At 64.5% G+C, this 18,472-nt stretch carries 16 protein-coding genes; 5 read left to right on the top strand and 11 right to left on the bottom strand.

Annotated elements, in window-relative coordinates; translation table 11 throughout:
• Positions 1-80: 80 nt before the first annotated feature.
• Positions 81-2,291, bottom strand: coding sequence for a TonB-dependent siderophore receptor (locus EL191_RS01870; RefSeq protein ID WP_041976095.1), 2,211 nt, complete (start codon positions 2,289-2,291; stop codon positions 81-83).
• Between the two features lie 161 nt (positions 2,292-2,452).
• Between EL191_RS01870 and EL191_RS01865 the strand changes: the two genes are divergently transcribed.
• A complete protein-coding gene (locus EL191_RS01865; RefSeq protein WP_017363863.1) occupies positions 2,453-3,421 on the top strand; it encodes a helix-turn-helix transcriptional regulator in 969 nt (322 codons plus the stop codon).
• A 485-nt stretch (positions 3,422-3,906) separates the two neighbouring features.
• Here the strand turns inward: EL191_RS01865 and ppk1 are convergent, their stop codons facing one another.
• On the bottom strand, positions 3,907-6,090 hold the full coding sequence (gene ppk1 / locus EL191_RS01860; RefSeq protein ID WP_041976092.1) for a polyphosphate kinase 1: 2,184 nt from the start codon (positions 6,088-6,090) through the stop codon (positions 3,907-3,909).
• A gap of 19 nt (positions 6,091-6,109) precedes the next feature.
• Complete coding sequence (gene hemB / locus EL191_RS01855; RefSeq protein ID WP_041976090.1) at positions 6,110-7,123, bottom strand: porphobilinogen synthase; 1,014 nt, start codon at positions 7,121-7,123, stop codon at positions 6,110-6,112.
• A gap of 193 nt (positions 7,124-7,316) precedes the next feature.
• Between hemB and EL191_RS01850 the strand changes: the two genes are divergently transcribed.
• A complete protein-coding gene (locus tag EL191_RS01850) occupies positions 7,317-7,871 on the top strand; it encodes a DedA family protein (protein WP_017361235.1) in 555 nt (184 codons plus the stop codon).
• Here the strand turns inward: EL191_RS01850 and EL191_RS01845 are convergent.
• Positions 7,839-9,083 (bottom strand): sterol desaturase family protein, encoded by a 1,245-nt coding sequence (locus tag EL191_RS01845; RefSeq protein ID WP_041976088.1) that lies wholly within the window; start codon positions 9,081-9,083, stop codon positions 7,839-7,841. The genes EL191_RS01850 and EL191_RS01845 overlap by 33 nt on opposite strands.
• 175 nt (positions 9,084-9,258) lie before the next feature.
• On the opposite strand from EL191_RS01845, the gene elbB reads away from it, so the two are divergent.
• Both elbB and EL191_RS01835 read left to right on the top strand, forming a co-directional pair.
• Positions 9,259-9,918 (top strand): isoprenoid biosynthesis glyoxalase ElbB, encoded by a 660-nt coding sequence (elbB, locus tag EL191_RS01840; protein ID WP_041976086.1) that lies wholly within the window; start codon positions 9,259-9,261, stop codon positions 9,916-9,918.
• Between the two features lie 167 nt (positions 9,919-10,085).
• The gene (locus EL191_RS01835; protein ID WP_041976084.1) at positions 10,086-10,553 is read left to right on the top strand and encodes a thioesterase family protein; all 468 of its coding nucleotides are present in this window, start codon (positions 10,086-10,088) and stop codon (positions 10,551-10,553) included.
• A gap of 182 nt (positions 10,554-10,735) precedes the next feature.
• Here the strand turns inward: EL191_RS01835 and EL191_RS01830 are convergent, their stop codons facing one another.
• The 6 genes from EL191_RS01830 to EL191_RS01805 form a co-directional block, all read right to left on the bottom strand.
• Positions 10,736-11,185: a YaiI/YqxD family protein gene (locus tag EL191_RS01830; RefSeq protein WP_041976082.1), complete on the bottom strand. Its 450-nt coding sequence runs from the start codon at positions 11,183-11,185 to the stop codon at positions 10,736-10,738.
• 52 nt (positions 11,186-11,237) lie between these two features.
• On the bottom strand, positions 11,238-11,573 hold the full coding sequence (locus EL191_RS01825) for an enhanced serine sensitivity protein SseB C-terminal domain-containing protein (RefSeq protein ID WP_041976080.1): 336 nt from the start codon (positions 11,571-11,573) through the stop codon (positions 11,238-11,240).
• Positions 11,574-11,688: 115 nt separating this feature from the next.
• Entirely contained in the window at positions 11,689-13,578 is a 1,890-nt protein-coding gene (locus tag EL191_RS01820) for a cytochrome c/FTR1 family iron permease (RefSeq protein ID WP_041976078.1), read from the bottom strand.
• A 151-nt stretch (positions 13,579-13,729) separates the two neighbouring features.
• A complete protein-coding gene (locus EL191_RS01815; RefSeq protein ID WP_013713504.1) occupies positions 13,730-14,362 on the bottom strand; it encodes a LysE family transporter in 633 nt (210 codons plus the stop codon).
• A 76-nt stretch (positions 14,363-14,438) separates the two neighbouring features.
• Positions 14,439-14,978 carry a mechanosensitive ion channel family protein gene (locus EL191_RS01810; protein ID WP_013713503.1) on the bottom strand — a complete coding sequence of 180 codons (540 nt, stop codon included), beginning with the start codon at positions 14,976-14,978 and terminating at the stop codon, positions 14,439-14,441.
• Entirely contained in the window at positions 14,978-16,891 is a 1,914-nt protein-coding gene (locus EL191_RS01805) for an ATP-binding cassette domain-containing protein (RefSeq protein WP_041976076.1), read from the bottom strand. Before EL191_RS01805 ends, EL191_RS01810 begins: the two co-directional genes overlap by 1 nt.
• Positions 16,892-16,928: 37 nt before the next feature.
• Between EL191_RS01805 and EL191_RS01800 the strand changes: the two genes are divergently transcribed.
• Complete coding sequence (locus tag EL191_RS01800) at positions 16,929-17,372, top strand: TIGR02444 family protein (protein ID WP_394298139.1); 444 nt, start codon at positions 16,929-16,931, stop codon at positions 17,370-17,372.
• Here EL191_RS01800 and EL191_RS01795 read toward each other — a convergent pair.
• Positions 17,369-18,370, bottom strand: coding sequence for an AlgP family protein (locus tag EL191_RS01795; RefSeq protein ID WP_041976072.1), 1,002 nt, complete (start codon positions 18,368-18,370; stop codon positions 17,369-17,371). The two genes, EL191_RS01800 and EL191_RS01795, sit on opposite strands and share 4 nt — an antisense overlap.
• Positions 18,371-18,472 lie beyond the last annotated feature (102 nt).

Here is an 18,472-nt window from a genome sequence, read left to right as displayed (position 1 = left end):
TCAGGTGGTGGCGGGTGGGCCCGCTTTTGTCGTGGTTGTCGCAAGGGCGAGGGAGTGGCTTGAACCACTCCCTCGTCCGCTCAGAAGCTGGTGCTGATGCTGGCGTAGAAGGTGCGCCCCGGTTCGTTGTAGGTGTAGGCACCGGCCTCACGGGCGTTGCCCTCGCGGTACAGGCGCTTGTCGAACAGGTTGCTGATGCCGGCGCCGACGCTCCAGTTCTTGTCGATGGCATAGTTGCCACCGATGCCGACCAGGGCGTAGGGCGAGATTTCGCGGCGCGCGTCGCCCGTCAGCACGTTGCCCTGATAGTCGTACTTGCCCGGCGTCTGCCGGCCATACCAGGTCACTGTGGTCTGCAACGACAGCGGGTCGCTGACCTGCCAGTCCAGCGTCGAGTTGACGGTGAACTCGGGGATGATCGACAGCGGCTCGCCGGTCTCCTTGTTCTTCGATTGCAGCATCCAGGTGAAGTTGGTGTTCCAGCTCAGGCTGCTTGCCAGCGGCATCTTCAGGTTGCCCTCGAAACCCTCGACCACCGCACGCGGAATGTTGCTCCACTGGAACACGTTGGCCACTCGGGTAGCGCTGCCCTGCGTGAAGTCCACCGTACCGACCGGAACGCGGCCGGCCTCGACCTTGTCGCGGTAATCGTTGCGGAACCAGGTAAGGCTGGCCTGATATTCACCAGACTCGAACTCCAAACCAAGCTCCTTGTTGACGCTGGTTTCCGCCTCAAGATTCTCGTTGCCCACCAGGAAGCAGCCCGGGCCTCCGGCGACGAAATCCCAGCAACCGATGCCGTTGCTGTACAGGGCATAGGACGGGTTGCTCTGATACAGGTTGGGTACCTTGTAGGCGCGGGCGATACCGGCCTTGAGGGTGAAGTTGTCGTCCAGGCGATGCGACAGGTTGAGCGAAGGGCTCCAGTTGCTGCCGCTGATGCTGTTGTGGTCGTAGCGCAGCCCTGGCGTGAGCATGGTGCCCGGGCGCAGTTCGATATTGTCCTCGACGAACAGCGATGCGGTGCGCATGGCGATGTTGCCGGCGAAACGAGTCGGATAGCCAATGCTCTGGATCGCAGCGAGATCGGACACGCCATCCTCCATGCGTTGCTCGTTCCACTCGGCGCCGAGGGTCAACACCTGCTCGAACGGGGCTGTCAGCGGCAGGCTGACTTCGCTGTGCGCGGTCAGGCTTTGCAGCTCGATGGTGCCGAACTCGTTGCCATTGATAGCACCTTCGGGACCGCCGGCCAGGCCTTCCTTGAGGCGGTTGTTGCGCGTGCGCTCGTATTGCAGGTAGTTCAGCGTGCTACCGAAGTCCCAGTCGCCGTGATGGGTGATGGCGTAGGTGTTGCGCAGCATGCGATTGGTTTCACGGCCGATCCAATCGGCGCGCGCGCTGTTGATCCCCGCGTTGCTGCTCAGGTTGTTCATGCTGTCGCCGGTGTAGATGTTGCCCTGGCGGCTGAAGCCGGCCTGCAGGTCGAGGGTCTGCGATTCGTCCAGACGCCAACTGAGGGTGCCGTCGACATCGCGGTTGCGCACACCTTCGCGGCCCGCCAGCGCGGCGTTGCTGGTGCTGACGGCGCGGCCTTCGTTGATGTCCGCGTCGTCCGAGTCGGTCTTGTTCAGGTTGCCGTAGATGCGATAGGAAATGTTCTCCGCCAGCGGGCCGCTGAGACCGAAGTTGAAACGCCGGGTGGCGCCTTCCTCGCTGTGCTGCGGCATGTTGGCGTACAGGCTGAGGTTGCCGTGATGCTCCAGGCCGGCCTGCCTGGTGATGATGTTGACCACGCCACCGGCAGCGCCGCTGCCATAGCGCGCAGCGGCCGGGCCGCGCAGCACTTCGATACGCTCGATCTGCTCGGCCGGCACCCAGTTGGTATCGCCGCGGGTGTCGCGGTCACCGCGCCAGCCATAGCGCACGGCATTGCGTGAACTCACCGGTTTGCCATCGATCAGGATCAGGGTGTTCTCCGGGCCCATGCCACGGATATCGATCTGGCGGTTGTTGCCACGTGCGCCCGAACCGCTGTTGCCGGTCAGGTTGACGCCCGGCTGCTTGCGGATGATCTCGGCGATGTCGTTCGCGGGTGGTGCTTTCTGGATGTCCTCGGCGGTGATCACCGATACGCCGAGCGCCTGCTTGAGCTCCTCCTGCGCGGTGCCAAGCACCTCGGTGGCCTGCAGTTGCAACGGCTCCTCGGCAGCCGCTGCCAATGCCGGCACAACCAGCAGCATGGCGATGGCTAAGGGTTTGAGTGAATGATGACGCGTTTGCAGGTACATGCCCCCTCCCCGATGTGCACGGCATGATCCGCCGGCACAACATTCAATGCGAATGATTTGCATCAATAAATAGCGAGGCGTAGTCTGCCACCCTGTTTGTAACAAGAGGTTTGTGCGCGGGGATTTGTTCTTTGCGCCAGAGGCATGCAGAGGTGTCATCGATGACCAGCCACGCTCCCATCGTCCGCGCCGCAGAACTGGCCAACCTGGCCGATGAGCGCATTCGCCTGGTGGACGGCGAGCGCACGCGTGACCGTCTGTTCCAGGGTCACCTGAGCTGGCGCAGGCTGCGCAGCGGCCTGTCGCTGCACTGCTCGGACTGCCAGGAGCTGCAGGACTTCGCCACCCAGACCGAAGCGCGCCCGCACCTGAATTTCATCCTCTTCCTGCAGGGGCGCAGCGAGGTCAGCTACGACGGTCGGCCCTTCACCTTCGGTGCATCCGGCGCTGCCGGCGAGGGAGTGACCATCGCGCTCAACGAGCCGATGCTGTTTGCCCGTCGCGCGCGCCGCGGCCAACGTATCCGTAAGGTCTCGGTGAGCCTGGCGCCGGAGTGGTTCGAATCGAGCGGCTTCGATGGCCAGGCGCAGCTGAAGGCGTTGCTGCAGGGCAATTACCGGCCACTCAATGTACTGCGCTGGCAACCGTCCCCACGCCTGCTGACGCTGGCCGAACAGGTACTGCATCCCGGCTGCGGCAATCGCCTGCTGGAAAATCTCTACCTGGAAAGCCGTGCCCTGGAGATCGCCGGCGAAGCGTTGAGCCTGATGACCCGGCAACCGACTCAGGCAGTGCCGAATCTGCGCCCGCACGAACACCAGCGCATCCGCCGCACCCTGGAACTGCTGCACAGCGGCGAGGCCGATGGCTGGTCACTGGAAGATATCGCCCACGAGGTCGGCTGCTGCGCCAGCACCCTGCAGCGTCAGTTCCAGGCGGCGAAGGGTACCTCGCTGTTCGAGTATCAGCGCCAGCGCAAGCTGCAACAGGCACGCGAGGCGCTGGAGCGGCAGGGCGTGAGTGTCGGCCAGGCCGCCTGGATCGCCGGCTACAGCAGCGCCGCCAACTTCTCCACGGCGTTCAAGCGTGCGTTCGGCATCAGCCCGAAGCAGGTGCGGGCACGGTTGTAGGGAAGGCGTAGCCCGGATGCAATCCGGGAAAGGCGAAGGGCAAGGTTCTGGTCTTGCTCTCCTCTCCCATTCATGGGTGAGGGCTGAGAACACCGCAAAGCTGCCGGTTTTCCCTGTGCCCGGAGAGGTAAGGGACTGCGGCCGCACATCGGTGTAGGGGGCAGCGCACCCTACGGAGCATGCGGCCGGGCTGCTTTCTCCCCTCTCCCGCTTGCGGGAGAGGGGCCGGGGGAGAGGGCTAGCGATTTAGCCCTCAACGGCGCAGGAGCAGTTATCCAAACTATCGCACGCGGCCTTCCCAGCCCTCTCCCGCCCTTCGGGCACCCTCTCCGCGCCCCGGCCCGATCGCCAGTGATCAGGCGCTCATCGGCGCAGGGAGCAGTGTCTTCAAAAGCGTCAACACGCGGCCTCAACCCTCTCCCGGCCTTCGGCCACCCTCTCCCGCAAGCGGGAGAGGGTCATCAGAAGGCCGCAAGCGGCCGCTTTTAACGAGCGACGACGACCGGGGCGGTGAGCTTTTCCAGCAAGCCGGACTGCGCGCTGCGCGGGTTCTGGTTGCCGGTGGGCTGCTGACGCAGATAGCGCCCGTCGGACTGCAGCACCCAGGCCTGGGTGTTGTCGGTCAGGTAGCTTTCCAGCTCCTTCTTCACCCGGGTGATGAGCTTCTTGCCCTCCACCGGGAAGCAGGTCTCCACGCGCTTGTCGAGGTTGCGCTCCATCCAGTCGGCGCTGGACAGGTAGATTTTCTCGTCACCGCCGTTGAGGAAGTAGAACACCCGCGTGTGCTCGAGGAAGCGGCCGATGATCGAGCGCACCTGGATATTGTGCGACACCCCGGCGATGCCCGGGCGCAGGCAGCACATGCCGCGCACCACCAGGTCGATCTTCACCCCGGTCTGGCTGGCCTTGTACAACGCGCGGATCACCTTGGGGTCGGTCAGCGAGTTGAACTTGGCGATGATGTGCGCCGGCTTGCCTTCGGCTGCCGCTGCGGTTTCCTTGGCGATCAGGTCGAGCAGGGTCTTCTTCAGGGTGAAGGGCGCGTGCAGCAGTTTCTTCATGCGCAGGGTCTTGCCCATGCCGATCAGTTGGCTGAACAGCTTGGCCACGTCCTCACCGAGGGCGACGTCGGCGGTGAGCAGGCTGTAGTCGGTGTACAGCTTGGCGTTGCCGGCGTGGTAGTTGCCGGTGCCCAAGTGTGCATAGCGGACGATCTCGCCGTTCTCGCGACGCAGGATGAGCATCATCTTGGCGTGGGTCTTGAAGCCCACCACACCATAGATCACTACCGCCCCGGCAGCCTGCAGGCGGCTGGCCAGGGCCAGGTTGGACTCTTCGTCGAAGCGCGCACGCAGCTCGATCACCGCGGTGACCTCCTTGCCGTTACGTGCCGCTTCCACCAGTGCATCGACGATCTCCGAGTTGGCCCCTGAGCGATACAGGGTCTGCTTGATCGCCAGCACGTGCGGGTCTTTCGCCGCCTGGCGCAACAGGTCCACCACCGGGGTGAAGGACTCGAAGGGGTGCAGCAGGAGGATGTCCTGCTTGCTGACCACGTTGAAGATGTTCTCCGCGTTCTGCAGCAGCTTGGGGATCACCGGGGTAAACGGCGCGTACTGCAGATCCGGGTGGTTATCCAGGCCGGTGATGCTGAACAGGCGGGTCAGGTTGACCGGGCCATTGACCTGGTACAACTCGCTCTCGGTCAGGCCGAATTGCTTGAGCAGGTGATCGCGCAGGTGTTTCGGGCAGGTATCGACCACCTCCAGGCGCACCGCATCGCCGTAGCGGCGACTGAACAGCTCACCACGCAGGGCACGCGCCAGGTCTTCGACGTCCTCGGTGTCCACCGACAGGTCGGCGTTACGGGTCAGGCGGAACTGGTAGCAGCCCTTGACCTTCATGCCCTGGAACAAATCGTCGGCGTGGGCGTGGATCATCGACGAGAGGAACACGTAGTTGTCACCTGCCCCTCCCACGTCTTCAGGCACCTTGATGATGCGCGGCAGCAGGCGCGGCGCCGGGATGATGGCCAAACCGGAGTCGCGACCGAAGGCATCGATACCCTCAAGTTCGACGATGAAGTTCAGACTCTTGTTCACCAGCAGCGGGAAGGGGTGCGTCGGGTCGAGGCCGATGGGGGTGATGATCGGCGCGATCTCGTCGCGGAAGTAGCGGCGTACCCAGGCCTTGAGCTTGGTGGTCCAGAAGCGCCGACGGATGAAGTTGATGTTGTGCTTGGCCAGCGCCGGGAACAGCGTGTCGTTGAGAATGGCGTACTGCCGCTCGACCTGCTCGTGCACCAGTTCGCTGATGCGCGCCAGCGCCTGGTGCGGCTGCAGGCCGTCGGCACCGGCCTGTTCACGGGCGAAATTGATCTGCTTCTTCAGGCCGGCGACGCGGATCTCGAAGAATTCGTCGAGGTTACTGGAGAAGATCAGCAAGAACTTCAGACGTTCGAGCAGCGGGTAGGACTCATCCAGCGCCTGCTCCAGCACCCGGATATTGAACTGCAGTTGCGACAGTTCACGGTGGATGTACAGGCTGCTGTCATCCAGGCTGGGAATCGGCGCCGGCGGCGGGGTTTCCACCACTGGCGTCTCGGCGACCACCTCGGCCTGAGGCGGGTTGTTGTCGAGCACTTCGCTGTTGAGTCCTTCGCTGTTCATTACTGGGTTCCTGAGGGCGTCATCGCCCTTGTTTTAGCAGTTCTGCCGCCCGTACGGCTAAATAGGTGATGATGCCATCGGCACCGGCACGTTTGAAGGCGGTGAGCGACTCCAGTATGACCGCCTCGCTGAGCCAGCCGTTCTGGATCGCGGCCATGTGCATGGCGTACTCGCCACTGACCTGGTAGACGAAGGTCGGCACCTTGTAGGCATCCTTCACTCGCCAGAGGATGTCCAGGTAGGGCATGCCAGGCTTGACCATGACCATGTCGGCGCCTTCGGCCAGGTCGGCGGCCACTTCATGCAGCGCCTCGTTGCCGTTGGCCGGGTCCATCTGGTAGCCGAGCTTGTTGCCCTTGCCGAGGTTCGCGGCCGAGCCCACCGCATCGCGGAACGGGCCGTAGTAGGCGCTGGCGTACTTGGCCGAATAGGCCATGATGCGCACGTTGACGTGCTCGGCCAGCTCCAGCGCCTCGCGGATCGCCTGCACGCGACCGTCCATCATGTCCGAAGGTGCCACCACCTGCGCACCGGCCTCGGCATGGGACAGCGCCTGCTTGACCAGCGCATCGACGGTGATGTCGTTCTGCACGTAGCCGGATTCGTCGAGGATGCCGTCCTGACCGTGGGTGGTGAAGGGGTCGAGGGCGACGTCACTGATCACCCCGAGCTCGGGAAATTTCGCCCGCAGGGCACGGATCGCGCGCTGGGCGATCCCGTCTGGGTTCCAGGCCTCGGCCCCATCAAGGGATTTCTTCTCCAGCGGAGTGACCGGGAACAGCGCCAGCGCCGGAATGCCCAGCTCGACCCAGTGCTCGGCCTCCTGCAGCAGCAGATCGATGGACAGACGCTCGACACCCGGCATCGACGGCACGGCTTCGCGGCGGTTTTCGCCGTCGAGGACGAACACCGGCAGGATCAGGTCATCGACGCTCAGGCGATGCTCGCGCACCAGGCGACGAGAAAAGTCGTCACGACGGTTGCGACGCAGACGGGTGGCAGGGAACAGACGATTGGCGGGGGTAACGCTCACGGCAGACTCCAGAGCCCGCACGGGCGGGCCAGTGTGACGGTTATAAGCGACCATTATGACCAAATGATGACGGTCAAATGACCGCGTGCGACGGCGAGTCGCACAGCCAGTCGCGCATTGTGGCATGAGCCGCCACCTTCCGGGTTCCTCGCGGTCAGAGTAGTCTTCAGCACCCCCACATCGAGCGCACGGCATGCTCCAAGATCTGATCCGCCAGTTCGGCTATCCGGCATTGGTACTGGGCACCTTCCTCGAGGGTGAGGTATCCCTGCTGCTAGCGGCCTACATGGCCGTGCGCAACGTGCTGGAGATCGAATGGGTGGCGCTGTGCGCCTTCCTCGGCACCTTCGCCAGCGATCAGCTGTGGTACTACCTCGGCCGCCGCCATGGCCGCGCGCTGCTGGCACGCAAACCACGCTGGCAACCGCTGGGCGAACGCGCCAGCGCGCTGATCAGGCGTTATCCGGACCTGTGGGTCCTGTGTTTCCGCTTCCTCTACGGCCTGCGCACGGTGATGCCACTGACCATCGGCCTGTCCGGCTATTCCTGGCGCCGTTATCTGCTGCTGGACGCCATCGGCGCCGCTGTCTGGGCTGGCGGCATCAGCCTGCTGGCCTACAGCCTGGGCAATGCCATGGGCGGCTTGCTGGAAGAGCTGCGCAACTATCAGGTCATCCTGCTCGCCGCGGTGGTGCTGCTACTGGCCCTCGCCTGGCTATACCGGTGGCGTCAGCGCCGGCGCGGCTGAACCGCGGGCCAGCCAGATGCCCAGCAGGCTGGCCAGGCTGTAAGCGACAAGCCAGGTCCAGGCGCCGACATCCAACGTCAGCATGCCCAGTTCACCGGCCAGCCAGAATGCCGGCAGGTTGCTCGCCAGGCGCAGGTACTCCATCTGCCTGGCATTGCTGCGGTTTTCCAGCCACATGCCGATACTGCACAGGCCCAGCGCCATCCACAGACAGGCCAGCAGCAACGCACCGATCGAAAGCGCATCGCCCTGCGCCAATAGCCATACGCCGGCTAGCAGGTAACAGACGAACTGCAGCAACGCGTAAACCTGCGCGCCACGCCCCAGCGGCACATCGAACTTGCGGAAGTTGCCCAGGTCCGCCTTGGCTTGCGGATAGCGCGCGGCCACGTCGGCCGGGCGCCACCCCGTGGGCATGAACCAGATGCGCAGGCGGTCCCACCAGGAGCTGGCGCGCCTGGCGTCGCTCCACAGCACGGCGTAGACCTGCAGGTTGGCCCACAAGGGGTTCCAGCTGGCCAGCGGTACGGTTACGCCGAAGATCACCGGTTCCTCGTCGAGCTCCTCCTGGAAGGTGCCGAAAATTCGATCCCAGACAATGAACACACCGCCGTAATTGCGATCCATGTAGATAGGATTCTGCGCATGGTGAACCCGGTGGTTGGATGGCGTGATGAACAACCACTCGAACCAGCCCAGCTTGGGAATGTGGCGGGTATGCACCCAGAACTGATAGAGCAGGTTCAAGGCTGCGACAGTGAGAAAGACCAGCGGCGGCACACCAACCACGGCCATCGGCAGGTAGAAGATCCAGCCGAAGATGAAACCGGTGCTGGTTTGCCGTAACGCAGTGGAGAGGTTGTAGTCCTCGCTTTGATGGTGCACGGCATGCGCAGCCCACAGCACATTGCGCTCGTGGCCCAGGCGGTGGTTCCAGTAGTAGCAGAAATCGTAGAAGACGAAGGCGAAGATCCAGACCCAAAGGCTGCTTTCAGACAACTCGACCAACGCCAGGTGCTCCCAGGCGAAGGCATAGGTGAGCAGGCCGACCACCCTGGTGAGAATCCCGGTGGCCTGCGACAGCACGCCAGCACTGAGGCTGTTGAGCGCATCGGCCAGGCGATAGGTACGCATGCCGCGCCAGCGGTCTGCGAGCAGTTCCAGAGCGATCAGCAGAAAGAAGAAGGGCACTGCGTAGAGAACGTAATTCATGACTGCGCCGTATCGTTGTACTTGTGTCGGGAATGAGCTGTTATTCATCCTATGCGCAGCTTCGCCAGGCTTCGCGGCGGCAAATGACAGCCCGAGTGGCATTTGGCGACAACCCAGGAATCGGTAACACCCGCGCCCGCTTCACGGTCGCGTCTTTCCTCACCAGGAGTCGAGCATGAGCAAGAAAGTGGCAGTGATTCTGTCCGGCTGTGGCGTCTACGATGGCGCCGAGATCCATGAAAGCGTGATCACCCTGTTGCGCCTCGACCAGCGTGGCGCCCAGGTCCAGTGTTTCGCCCCCAACGTGCCGCAGCTGCACGTGGTCGACCATTACAGCGGCGATGAGATGAACGAGACGCGCAACGTTCTGGTGGAGTCGGCCCGCATCGCCCGCGGCCAGATCAAGGACGTCAAGCAGTTGCACGTCGACGAGTTCGACGCGCTGATCATGCCCGGCGGCTTCGGCGTGGCGAAGAACCTTTCCGACTTCGCCACCAACGGTGCCGGCTGCACCGTGCAGCCAGACGTACTGGCCGCATGCAAGGCCTTCGTCGATGCCGGCAAGCCGGTCGGCCTGATGTGCATAGCGCCGGCACTGGCGGCGAAAATCTTCGGTGCCGGCGTGGTGTGCACCATCGGCACCGATCACGACACCGCCACCACCCTGACCCAGATGGGCGCCGAGCACCATGAGTGCGAGGTCAGCGACATCATCGAGGATGAGCAACGCAAGCTGGTGACCACACCTGCCTACATGCTCGCGCAATCCATCGCCGAGGCGGCATCGGGCATCAACAAGATGGTCGACCGCGTACTGGAGCTGGCGCACCACTGACCGTAGGAGCGGATCGGCATTGGTGTGCTAAAGCCCACCCTACCTATCGTCTTCAGGCGCCGTTTACAAGGCGCTTCGGTCATTGGCCAGGGCACTCCGGCCGCAGCCCTGGCCAAGCCAGCCAGGCTGCGGCAGCGTGACAGTCACTTGACTTCCGGAGCGCCACGATGCCGCAAGCCTTCACCCTGGATACCGACCTGCAACAGGCGGTGACTGCCTTCTTCCAGCGCATCCCGTTCAACCAGTTGCTCGGCATCGAGATCGCCGAACTGAGCGAGGAGCAGGTGACCATGTGCCTGCCGATGAAACCCGAGCTGATCGGCAACTTCGTCCATGGCATCCTGCACGGCGGGGTGATTTCTTCCCTGCTCGATGTCTGCGGCGGCGCCATGGCGCTGATCGGCGCATTCGCCAACCACCAGCACCTACCGGCAGCCGAGCGCATGAGCAAGCTGTCCAAGCTCGGCACCATCGATCTGCGCATCGACTACCTGCGCCCCGGACGCGGCCAGCGCTTCACCGCCACGGCCATGCCGCTACGGGCCGGCAACAAGGTGGCGGTGATCCGCATGGAACTGCATAACGATGAAAACGTGCTGGTGGCCGTGGGCACCGGCACCTATCTGTGTGGCTGAAGGGCGTCTGTAGGAGTGCATCAACTCGTAGGGCGGACCGGGACGCCGGCCGCTCGTAGCGCCAGCGAACAGTCCGCCAGTCCGTGCAGGATTCAGCACAGTACCCACGCCCGACACACCCATCACGGCGCACTGCTTCGCGAGTACGCCCTACGCGGTTCCCACAAAGTCATCCTGGGCCGCTAGCGACTCAAGCGCGTGAGAATCCGATCCAGCGCATTGGCGAAGGCCTGGCGATCCTTCTCCGAATAGGGTGCCTGGCCGCCGCCGACCTGACCCTGCTCACGCAAATCGGTGAACAGATTACGCACCGCCAGGCGCTCGCCCATGTTGCGCTCGTCGAACTCGCGGCCTCGCGGGTCGAGCGCGGCAACGCCCTTCTTCACCAGGCGGTCGGCCAGTGGTACGTCACTGCAGATTACCAGTTCGCCAGGGACGGCATGCTCGACCAGATGATCGTCCGCCGCATCCGGCCCGCTGGGTACCACGATCAGTTTCACGCAGGCGAAACTCGGCCGGGCCACGGCCTGCCCGGCCACCAGCACTACCTCGAACCCTCGTTTGAGGGCGAACTTGACCACCTGATCCCGCGCCGCCCGAGGGCAGGCGTCGGCGTCGATCCATACGCGCATGCAGCAACTTCCGCAGAGAAACCAGCGCCCAGTATGCCAGCAGGCGGACGCCTCAGGACTTATAGAACGGCTCGCAGCGCTCGCGTACGGCGCGTGACAGGTTGTCGTCGGCCAGCTCGATCAGGTCCAGTTCCACCTCATCCGGCAGCAGTTCCGCTACCAGCGCAGCCAAGCGCCGCTGACCTTGCAAGTCGGCACCGGAAACCGCCAGTAGCAACCTAGGCTGCGGGCCGATGGCCGGATCACGCAACGCAGCGAGGAAGGCTTCGCGCACGGCCAGTTGAGCACAGGCTACAGAGAGCGCCTGCTCCAGAGAGGGATGACGCAGAGCAGCCAACGCCAGGTCAGGACTGTCGGCGTAATGAGTGGAATGGATCGTGGAAGACATGCGTGCACTCGGCAGAGGAATTGCAACCAGCCTAGGTGCACAGAGACTCGCTGTCGTGGCAGCGGTTCACGCTATGAGGCAACGGGGGCGGTGAAACCGCCCCCGTGTCACGCCATCAGGCCTGCTCGGCCAGGCGTCGGCGCTCACCCAACAGGCTGCGGCCGTAGAGCAGCGCGATGCCGGCCAGCGCCAGGCCCTGAGCGGACAGACTCCAGGCGTCGGCGTGGATACCCAGCCAGTCGAACTCGAAGAACGCCACCGGGCGCGTGCCGAGCACGCCGGCCTCCTGCAGTGCCGCCACGCCATGACCCGCGAAAACCACGGACAACACGCACAACAGCACCGCATTGATGCCGAAGAAGGTCGCCAGCGGCAGCTTGCGCGAGCCGCGCAGGATCACCCAGGCCAGCCCGATCAGCATCACCAAAGCGGCCGCTGCGCCGGCCAACACCGCACCGTGCCCGGCAGGCCCGGCCTGCAGCCAGAGGGTTTCGTAGAACAGGATGACCTCGAACAGCTCACGATAGACCGAGAAGAACGCCAGCACGGCGAAGCCGAAACGGCCACCGCCGCCAACCAGGCTGCTCTTGATGTAGTCCTGCCAGGCTGCGGCATGGCGGCGGTCATGCATCCACACGCCGACCCACAGCAGCACCACGCTGGCGAACAGCGCGGTGATACCTTCGAGCAGTTCGCGCTGCGCGCCACTGACATCGATCACGTAAGCCGCCACCGCCCAGGTGCCAACCCCGGCAAGCAACGCCAGGCCCCAGCCGACGTGAACGCTGCGCACCGCCTGCTGCTGCCCGGTGTTGCGCAGGAAGGCGAGGATCGCCGCCAGCACCAGGATGGCTTCCAGGCCCTCGCGCAGCAGAATCAGCAGGCTGGCGAAGAAGCTCAGGCTGCCGTCCATGGAGCCATCGGCGAGCAGCGCGGCGGACTTGTCCAGCTCGACCTTGGCCTGCTCCAACGCCTGGGCCGCCTGCGCGACACCCGCGCCATCCTGCAGCGCCTGCCGGTAGGCCATCAGGGCGCGCTCGGTGGTCTTGCGCTGTACGGCATCGAGGTTGTCGAGCGCTCCTTCGACCAGCTCGAAACCTTCCAGGTAGGCGCCGACGGAAAGGTCATAGGCCTGCTCGCGATCACCATCGCGATAGGCCTGCAGACTGCGTTCCAGGGTTTCACGGGTGTAGCCGATCAATTGCTGCGGGCCACGCTGCTCCAGCACCGGATGAGCCCGCTGAGCGCGGAACGCGGCGATATCGCCGCCAGCAGCCGCAATCTCGGCAGGCGTGCGGCCGGCCAACTCGCTCATGGCGAAGCGCGTCTGGCCCGGCACCGATGCTGCGGTGAAGCCGGCGATATAGACCGCCAGATCCCAGCGCTGACGGTCGTCGAGCTGGTCGGCGAAGGCCGGCATATCGGTGCCCTCAATGCCTAGGCCGAGGGTGTTGTAGAGATCGTAAAGACTCAGGCGATCCAGGCGCCCCGCGTCGCGCAGATTGGCTGGCGGCGGTTCCAGGCCAATGCCGGCCGGCCCGTCGCCCAGTCCGGTGTCGCCATGGCACACCGAGCAGTGCTGGGCGTAGAGTGGCGCGCCCCGCTCCGGGTCCGGTGTCAGCACCGGCGTCAGCGACACCTCATAAAGATCGGCCAGACGCGCGCCCAACTGGCGGGCCGCGCTGGACACCTCCTCGCCAGGTTGGCGCTGGGTAACGGCCTGGCGCAGATCAGCCACGCCCTGCTCCAGCTCGGCACGCCCAGCCTGAGCCGGCAGGGCGACGACCAAGCCTTGCAGCACATCGAGAAATTCCAGTTGCTCCTGGTATTCGCCAGCATCGACGACCTGGCCACCTGCAACGGTGGCAGGGTAATCAGCGCCGATATAACCGATCAGGTGCAGCGCCTGGGCGGCGCCGTCCAGGGGCTCGCCAACGGCAAGAAAGCTGAGGCAGGCCAGCAGCGGCAGCATCAGCCAGGAAAGGGGGGAACGAAAGCGGATCATTAATGCATCCCAAACGAGAATGGGTGGCATTAAATTGTTGCCGGCCGAGCGGCTCAGCACAAGAACAATATGAAATATCTCGTAACATTCAGCCGAACGGAGCGCTGCAACGTTGGGCCTCGACCGGCATCCGGTCGAGACCCGAAGAGACTCAGACGGCGGCGCGCTTGACCGTTGCCAGCAGGCCGGCGGCAGCGGCGAACAACGCAGCGAAACTGCGATTCATCACCCGCTGCTGGCGCGGCGTGCGCAGCAGGCGCAGTACGCGCGAGGCGAGACCGGTATAGCCGGCCATGACGATCAGGTCAACAGTGATCATGGTCACGCCCATCACCAGGTACTGCGCCACCAGCGGCTCATGCGGGTTGATGAACTGCGGCAGCACCGCGAGCATGAAGACGATCGCCTTGGGGTTGCTGAAGTTGACCAGGAAACCACGCAACACCAGGCTCAGCGGTCGACCAATGGGGCGCTCGGCCGCACCGGCATCCAGATCGCTGGGCAGGGCAACCCATTGCTTGTAGGCGAGAAACACCAGATAGGCCACGCCAAACCACTTGATCAGGCTGAAGGCCAGTGCCGAGGCCGCCAGGATGGCGCCCACGCCCGCGGCGACGATGGCGATCTGCAATGCCAGGCCGAGCTGCAAGCCGAGCGCGTTCCAGTAGCCGCGCCAGAAGCCATACTGCATGCCGGCCGACATCGAGGCCACGGCACCGGCACCTGGCGACAGGCTGATCACCCAGCAGGCGACGAAGAAAGCGAGCCAGGTTTCCAATGCCATGATGCGTACCTCGAAAAGCTGAAATCAGGGAGAGAGCGATACAGCCTACTCCTGCTCCAGCGCCTCGAACAGTGGCTCAGCGCCAGCGGCGGACCGACTTCTGGAAGAACAGGCTGTTGGGCACCTGCAGCAGCGCACCGGCTGCATCTTCGCTGAGATCCTGCAAGGTGGTGTAGAACAGGTTGATGGCGATCACCCGCCCCTTCACCCCGGGTTTGTCGGCGCTCTCGATGACTTCGACGGTATCGCCCAGGCGAAACGGGCCCATGGTGAAGATCAGCAGCGCGCAGAACATGTTCGACAGCACGCTCCAGATGGCGAAGAACGCCACCGCGGCGACGGCAGTGAAACCGGTCAGCGCCGTCCACAGCACATTAGCCGATACGCCCAGCCGCTCCAGCACCATGAGCAACGCGCTGCCCATGATCAGCCAGCGCACCAGGCCGCGCAGCGGCTGCAGTACCTCTGCCGGCAGCAGGCTGTAGCGCGCGCCAAGGCGGCTGATGGCGCGGGTAAGAATTCGCTGAGCGATCCACGCCAGCAGGATGATCAGCAGTACCTGGCCGGTGCGAATAAGCGGATCGCGCCAGGCCGCCAATAATTCAAGCTGTTCCATTACTCGGCTTCCTCCAGTTGCTGCTGCAACGCCTCCAGGGTCTCCAGCGCCAGCAGCCAGGCTTCCTCCAGCTCGGCCTCGCGGGCCTTGAGCTGCGCCTGCTCCGCCAGGCGCTCACGCAGTTCGTCCTTGCGCGAGGACTCGTACAGGCCGCTGTCGCCCAACTGGGTTTCCACGGCGGCGAGTTTTTCCTGCACCTTGCCCAGTTCCTGCTCGAGCTTTTCCGCCTGTTTCTTGTGCGGCGCCAGTTGCTGACGCAGCGCGGCCGCCGCCTGGCGCTGGGCACGCTTGTCGGTCTTGTCCGCGGCACCTTCAGCCGGTGCGCTTGGCGGCGCCTGGCGCTGACGGTAGTCGACCAGCCAACGGGCATAGTCATCGAGATCGCCGTCGAAGGGCGCCACGCGGCCATCAGCGACCAGGAGGAATTCGTCGGTGGTGCTCTTGAGCAAATGGCGGTCGTGGGAGACCACCACCACAGCGCCGGCGAACTCCTGCAGGGCCATGGTCAGCGCCAGGCGCATTTCCAGGTCTAGGTGGTTGGTCGGCTCATCGAGCAGCAGCAGGTTGGGCTTGCCCCAGGCGATCAGCGCCAGGGCCAGGCGCGCCTTCTCACCACCGGAGAAATTCACTACCGGCTCGTCGCAGCGCGCACCGCGGAAATCGAAACCACCAAGGAAGTCGCGCAGTGTCTGCTCGCGCTCGGTCGGCGCGATGCGTTGCAAGTGCAAAAGCGGGCTGGCCTTGTCGTCCAACGCGTCCAGCTGGTGCTGGGCAAAGTAGCCGATCACCAGGTTCTCGCCGCGGGTCAGGCTGCCGCTCAGCGGCTGCAGCTCGGCGGAGAGGTTCTTGATCAGCGTCGACTTGCCCGCACCGTTGGGGCCGAGCAGGCCGATACGCGCGCCCGGCACCAGGCTCAGCTTGACCTGCTGCAGGATGGTCTTGTCGCCGTAGCCCAGGCGGCCTTCGCTGAGGCTGAGCAGCGGCGTGGATATCTTGTCAGCCTCGCGGAACACGAAGTCGAAGGGCGAATCGACATGGGCGGCGCTCAGCTCCTCCATGCGTTCCAGGGCCTTGATGCGGCTCTGCGCCTGGCGGGCCTTGGTGGCCTGGGCCTTGAAGCGGGCAATGTACTTTTCCATGTGCGCGCGCTGCGCCTGCTGCTTCTCGTACGCCTGTTGCTGCTGGGCCAAACGTTCGGCGCGGGTGCGCTCGAAGGCCGTGTAGCCACCGCGATAGAGGGTCAGCTTGCGCTGCTCGACATGGGCCACGTGGTCGACCACCGCATCGAGAAAATCGCGGTCGTGGGAAATGAGCAGCAAGGTGCCCGGGTAGCTCTGCAGCCAGCCTTCGAGCCAGAGGATTGCATCCAGATCGAGGTGGTTGGTCGGCTCATCGAGCAGCAGCAGATCGGACGGACACATCAACGCCTGGGCCAGGTTCAGACGCATGCGCCAGCCGCCGGAGAAGTCGCCGACGCGGCGGTCCATCTGCGTGTTCTCGAAGCCCAGGCCGGCCAACAGCTTGCGCGCGCGGGCATCGGCGGTGTAGCCGTCTGCGCTGTCCAGTTCACTGTGCAGGCGGGCGATGGCGGCACCATCATGGCTCTGCTCGGCGGCGGCCAGCTCGGCCTGCACACGGCGCAGGTTGTGGTCACCATCGAGCACGTAGTCCACAGCCAGCCGCTCGAGGTTGTCGACCTCCTGGCGCATATGGGCGATACGCCAGTCACCGGGCAACAGGCAATCGCCGGCGTCCGACGTCAGCTCGCCACGCAGCAGGGCGAACAGGCTGGATTTGCCGGCGCCATTGGCACCGATCAGGCCGGCTTTGTGACCGGCGTGCAGGGTCAGCTCGGCGCCTTCGAGCAGGCGTTGCGGACCACGCTGTAGAGTGAGGTTCTGGAGTCGGATCATAATGGCGGCGGAGTCTATCAAATCGCCCGGAGGCCGCGTGCAGGATCTGTGGAATTTCGCCCTCGAACTCTACGCCAAACCGGGCGTGGAGCAGGCCTGCCTGCAATTGCAGGAAACGGGCAGCGACGTTTGCCTGTTGCTAACTGGCGCCTGGCTGCAGCAGCGCGGTGTGCGCTGCCTGGAAGAGCGCCTGCGCGCCCTGACGGAAGTGACAGCACCCTGGCAGCGTGAGGTGATCTCGCCCTTGCGCCAGACACGACGCGACTGGCGCACGGCAGCAGGCGAGGACACCGACTTGGCCGTCCTGCGCGAGCAGATCAAGAAACTCGAGTTGCAGGCCGAACGGGTACTGCTCGAACGGCTGCAGAAACTGGCCGGAACATGGCCTGGCGAGACGAATGGAGAGGAATGGTTAATTCGCTTGGCCGGCTATGACAGCGCCGCGCTGCAGGTGCTGCGCGACGCCGTCAATCTGCCTTAGGACGCGCTCGGGGTACCGCTGCCGCCGCTCGCGGCAGGCGTGGCGGGCGCCGCCGGGGTGGCCGGTGCAGCCGGTGCGGAGGCTGGCTTGGCTGCAGCGGGCTTCGCCGGAGCCTTCTTCGCAGGTGCTTTCGCCGCAGCCGGCTTCTTCGCCACAGCGGGCGTGCTGGCAGGTTTGGCAGGCGCAGCCTTGGCAGCGGGTTTCGCAGCGGGCTTGGCAGTTGCCGGTTTAGCGGCTGCTGGTTTTGTAGCAGCTGGCTTGGCGGCTGGTTTACTGGCCGTCGCGGGCTTCGCCGGTGCCTTTGTTGGGGCAGATTTCGCGGCCGGCTTGGCAGCAGCAGGTTTGACAGCTGGCTTGGGCGCGGCGGGTTTGGACGCTGTTGGCTTGCTGGCGGCAGCTTTAGCCGCTGGTTTGCTGGCTACCGCCGGCTTTGCAGCTGGCTTGCTGGTCGCGGCTGGCTTGGCGGTTGGCTTACTGGCCGGTTTGGCTGCGGTGGGCTTGGCCGGGGCCTTCTTAACTGGTGCCTTTGCGGCAGCGGGCTTCTTCGCCGCGGAGGGCTTGCTTGCAGGCTTGGCTGCCGGTGCGGCGGCCTTGGCTTCACGTGCATCCAGCGCCTTGCTGGCGGCTTCCTTCACTTTGCCAACGCCCTGCGCCAACTTCAGGCTTTCCTGAGCGTCACGCTTGAGTTGGGCGATGTAGCCACGGGTTTCGCTCTGACTGGCCTTGAGCGCATCGAGCAACTCTTCCAGCTCAGCGACGGCATCCTTGGCCTTGGCTTGCGCCTTGGCCTTGCCGGCAACAGCGGCGTCCTGCAGTTTGCTGCGGGCCTTGTGCAGTTTCTCCTGAGCCTTGCCGCGCTGCTTCTCCAGTTTGGCGAGCAGTTTCTCGGCGTCGATCAGCGCTTGCGAGCAGGCATTTTCCAGATGTTCGAGCAGGCTGGCAGACAGTTGGTGCAACAGGTGCAACGGTGTGGTCACGGACTTCTTCTTGGCCGACATGGCGCGCCTCCAGGCGGATGTGGATGCGCCCATACTAGACCCAGGCGAGACGCCTCGCCATAGGCCTTTTGGCGATCACAGCGCGGGTACCGCTTGCCTGGC

The organism is Pseudomonas mendocina (genome assembly GCF_900636545.1).
Classification (GTDB): domain Bacteria; phylum Pseudomonadota; class Gammaproteobacteria; order Pseudomonadales; family Pseudomonadaceae; genus Aquipseudomonas; species Aquipseudomonas mendocina.
The sequence above is the reverse complement of the archived record's forward strand: the minus strand, read 5'-3'. Positions and strand labels throughout refer to the sequence as shown.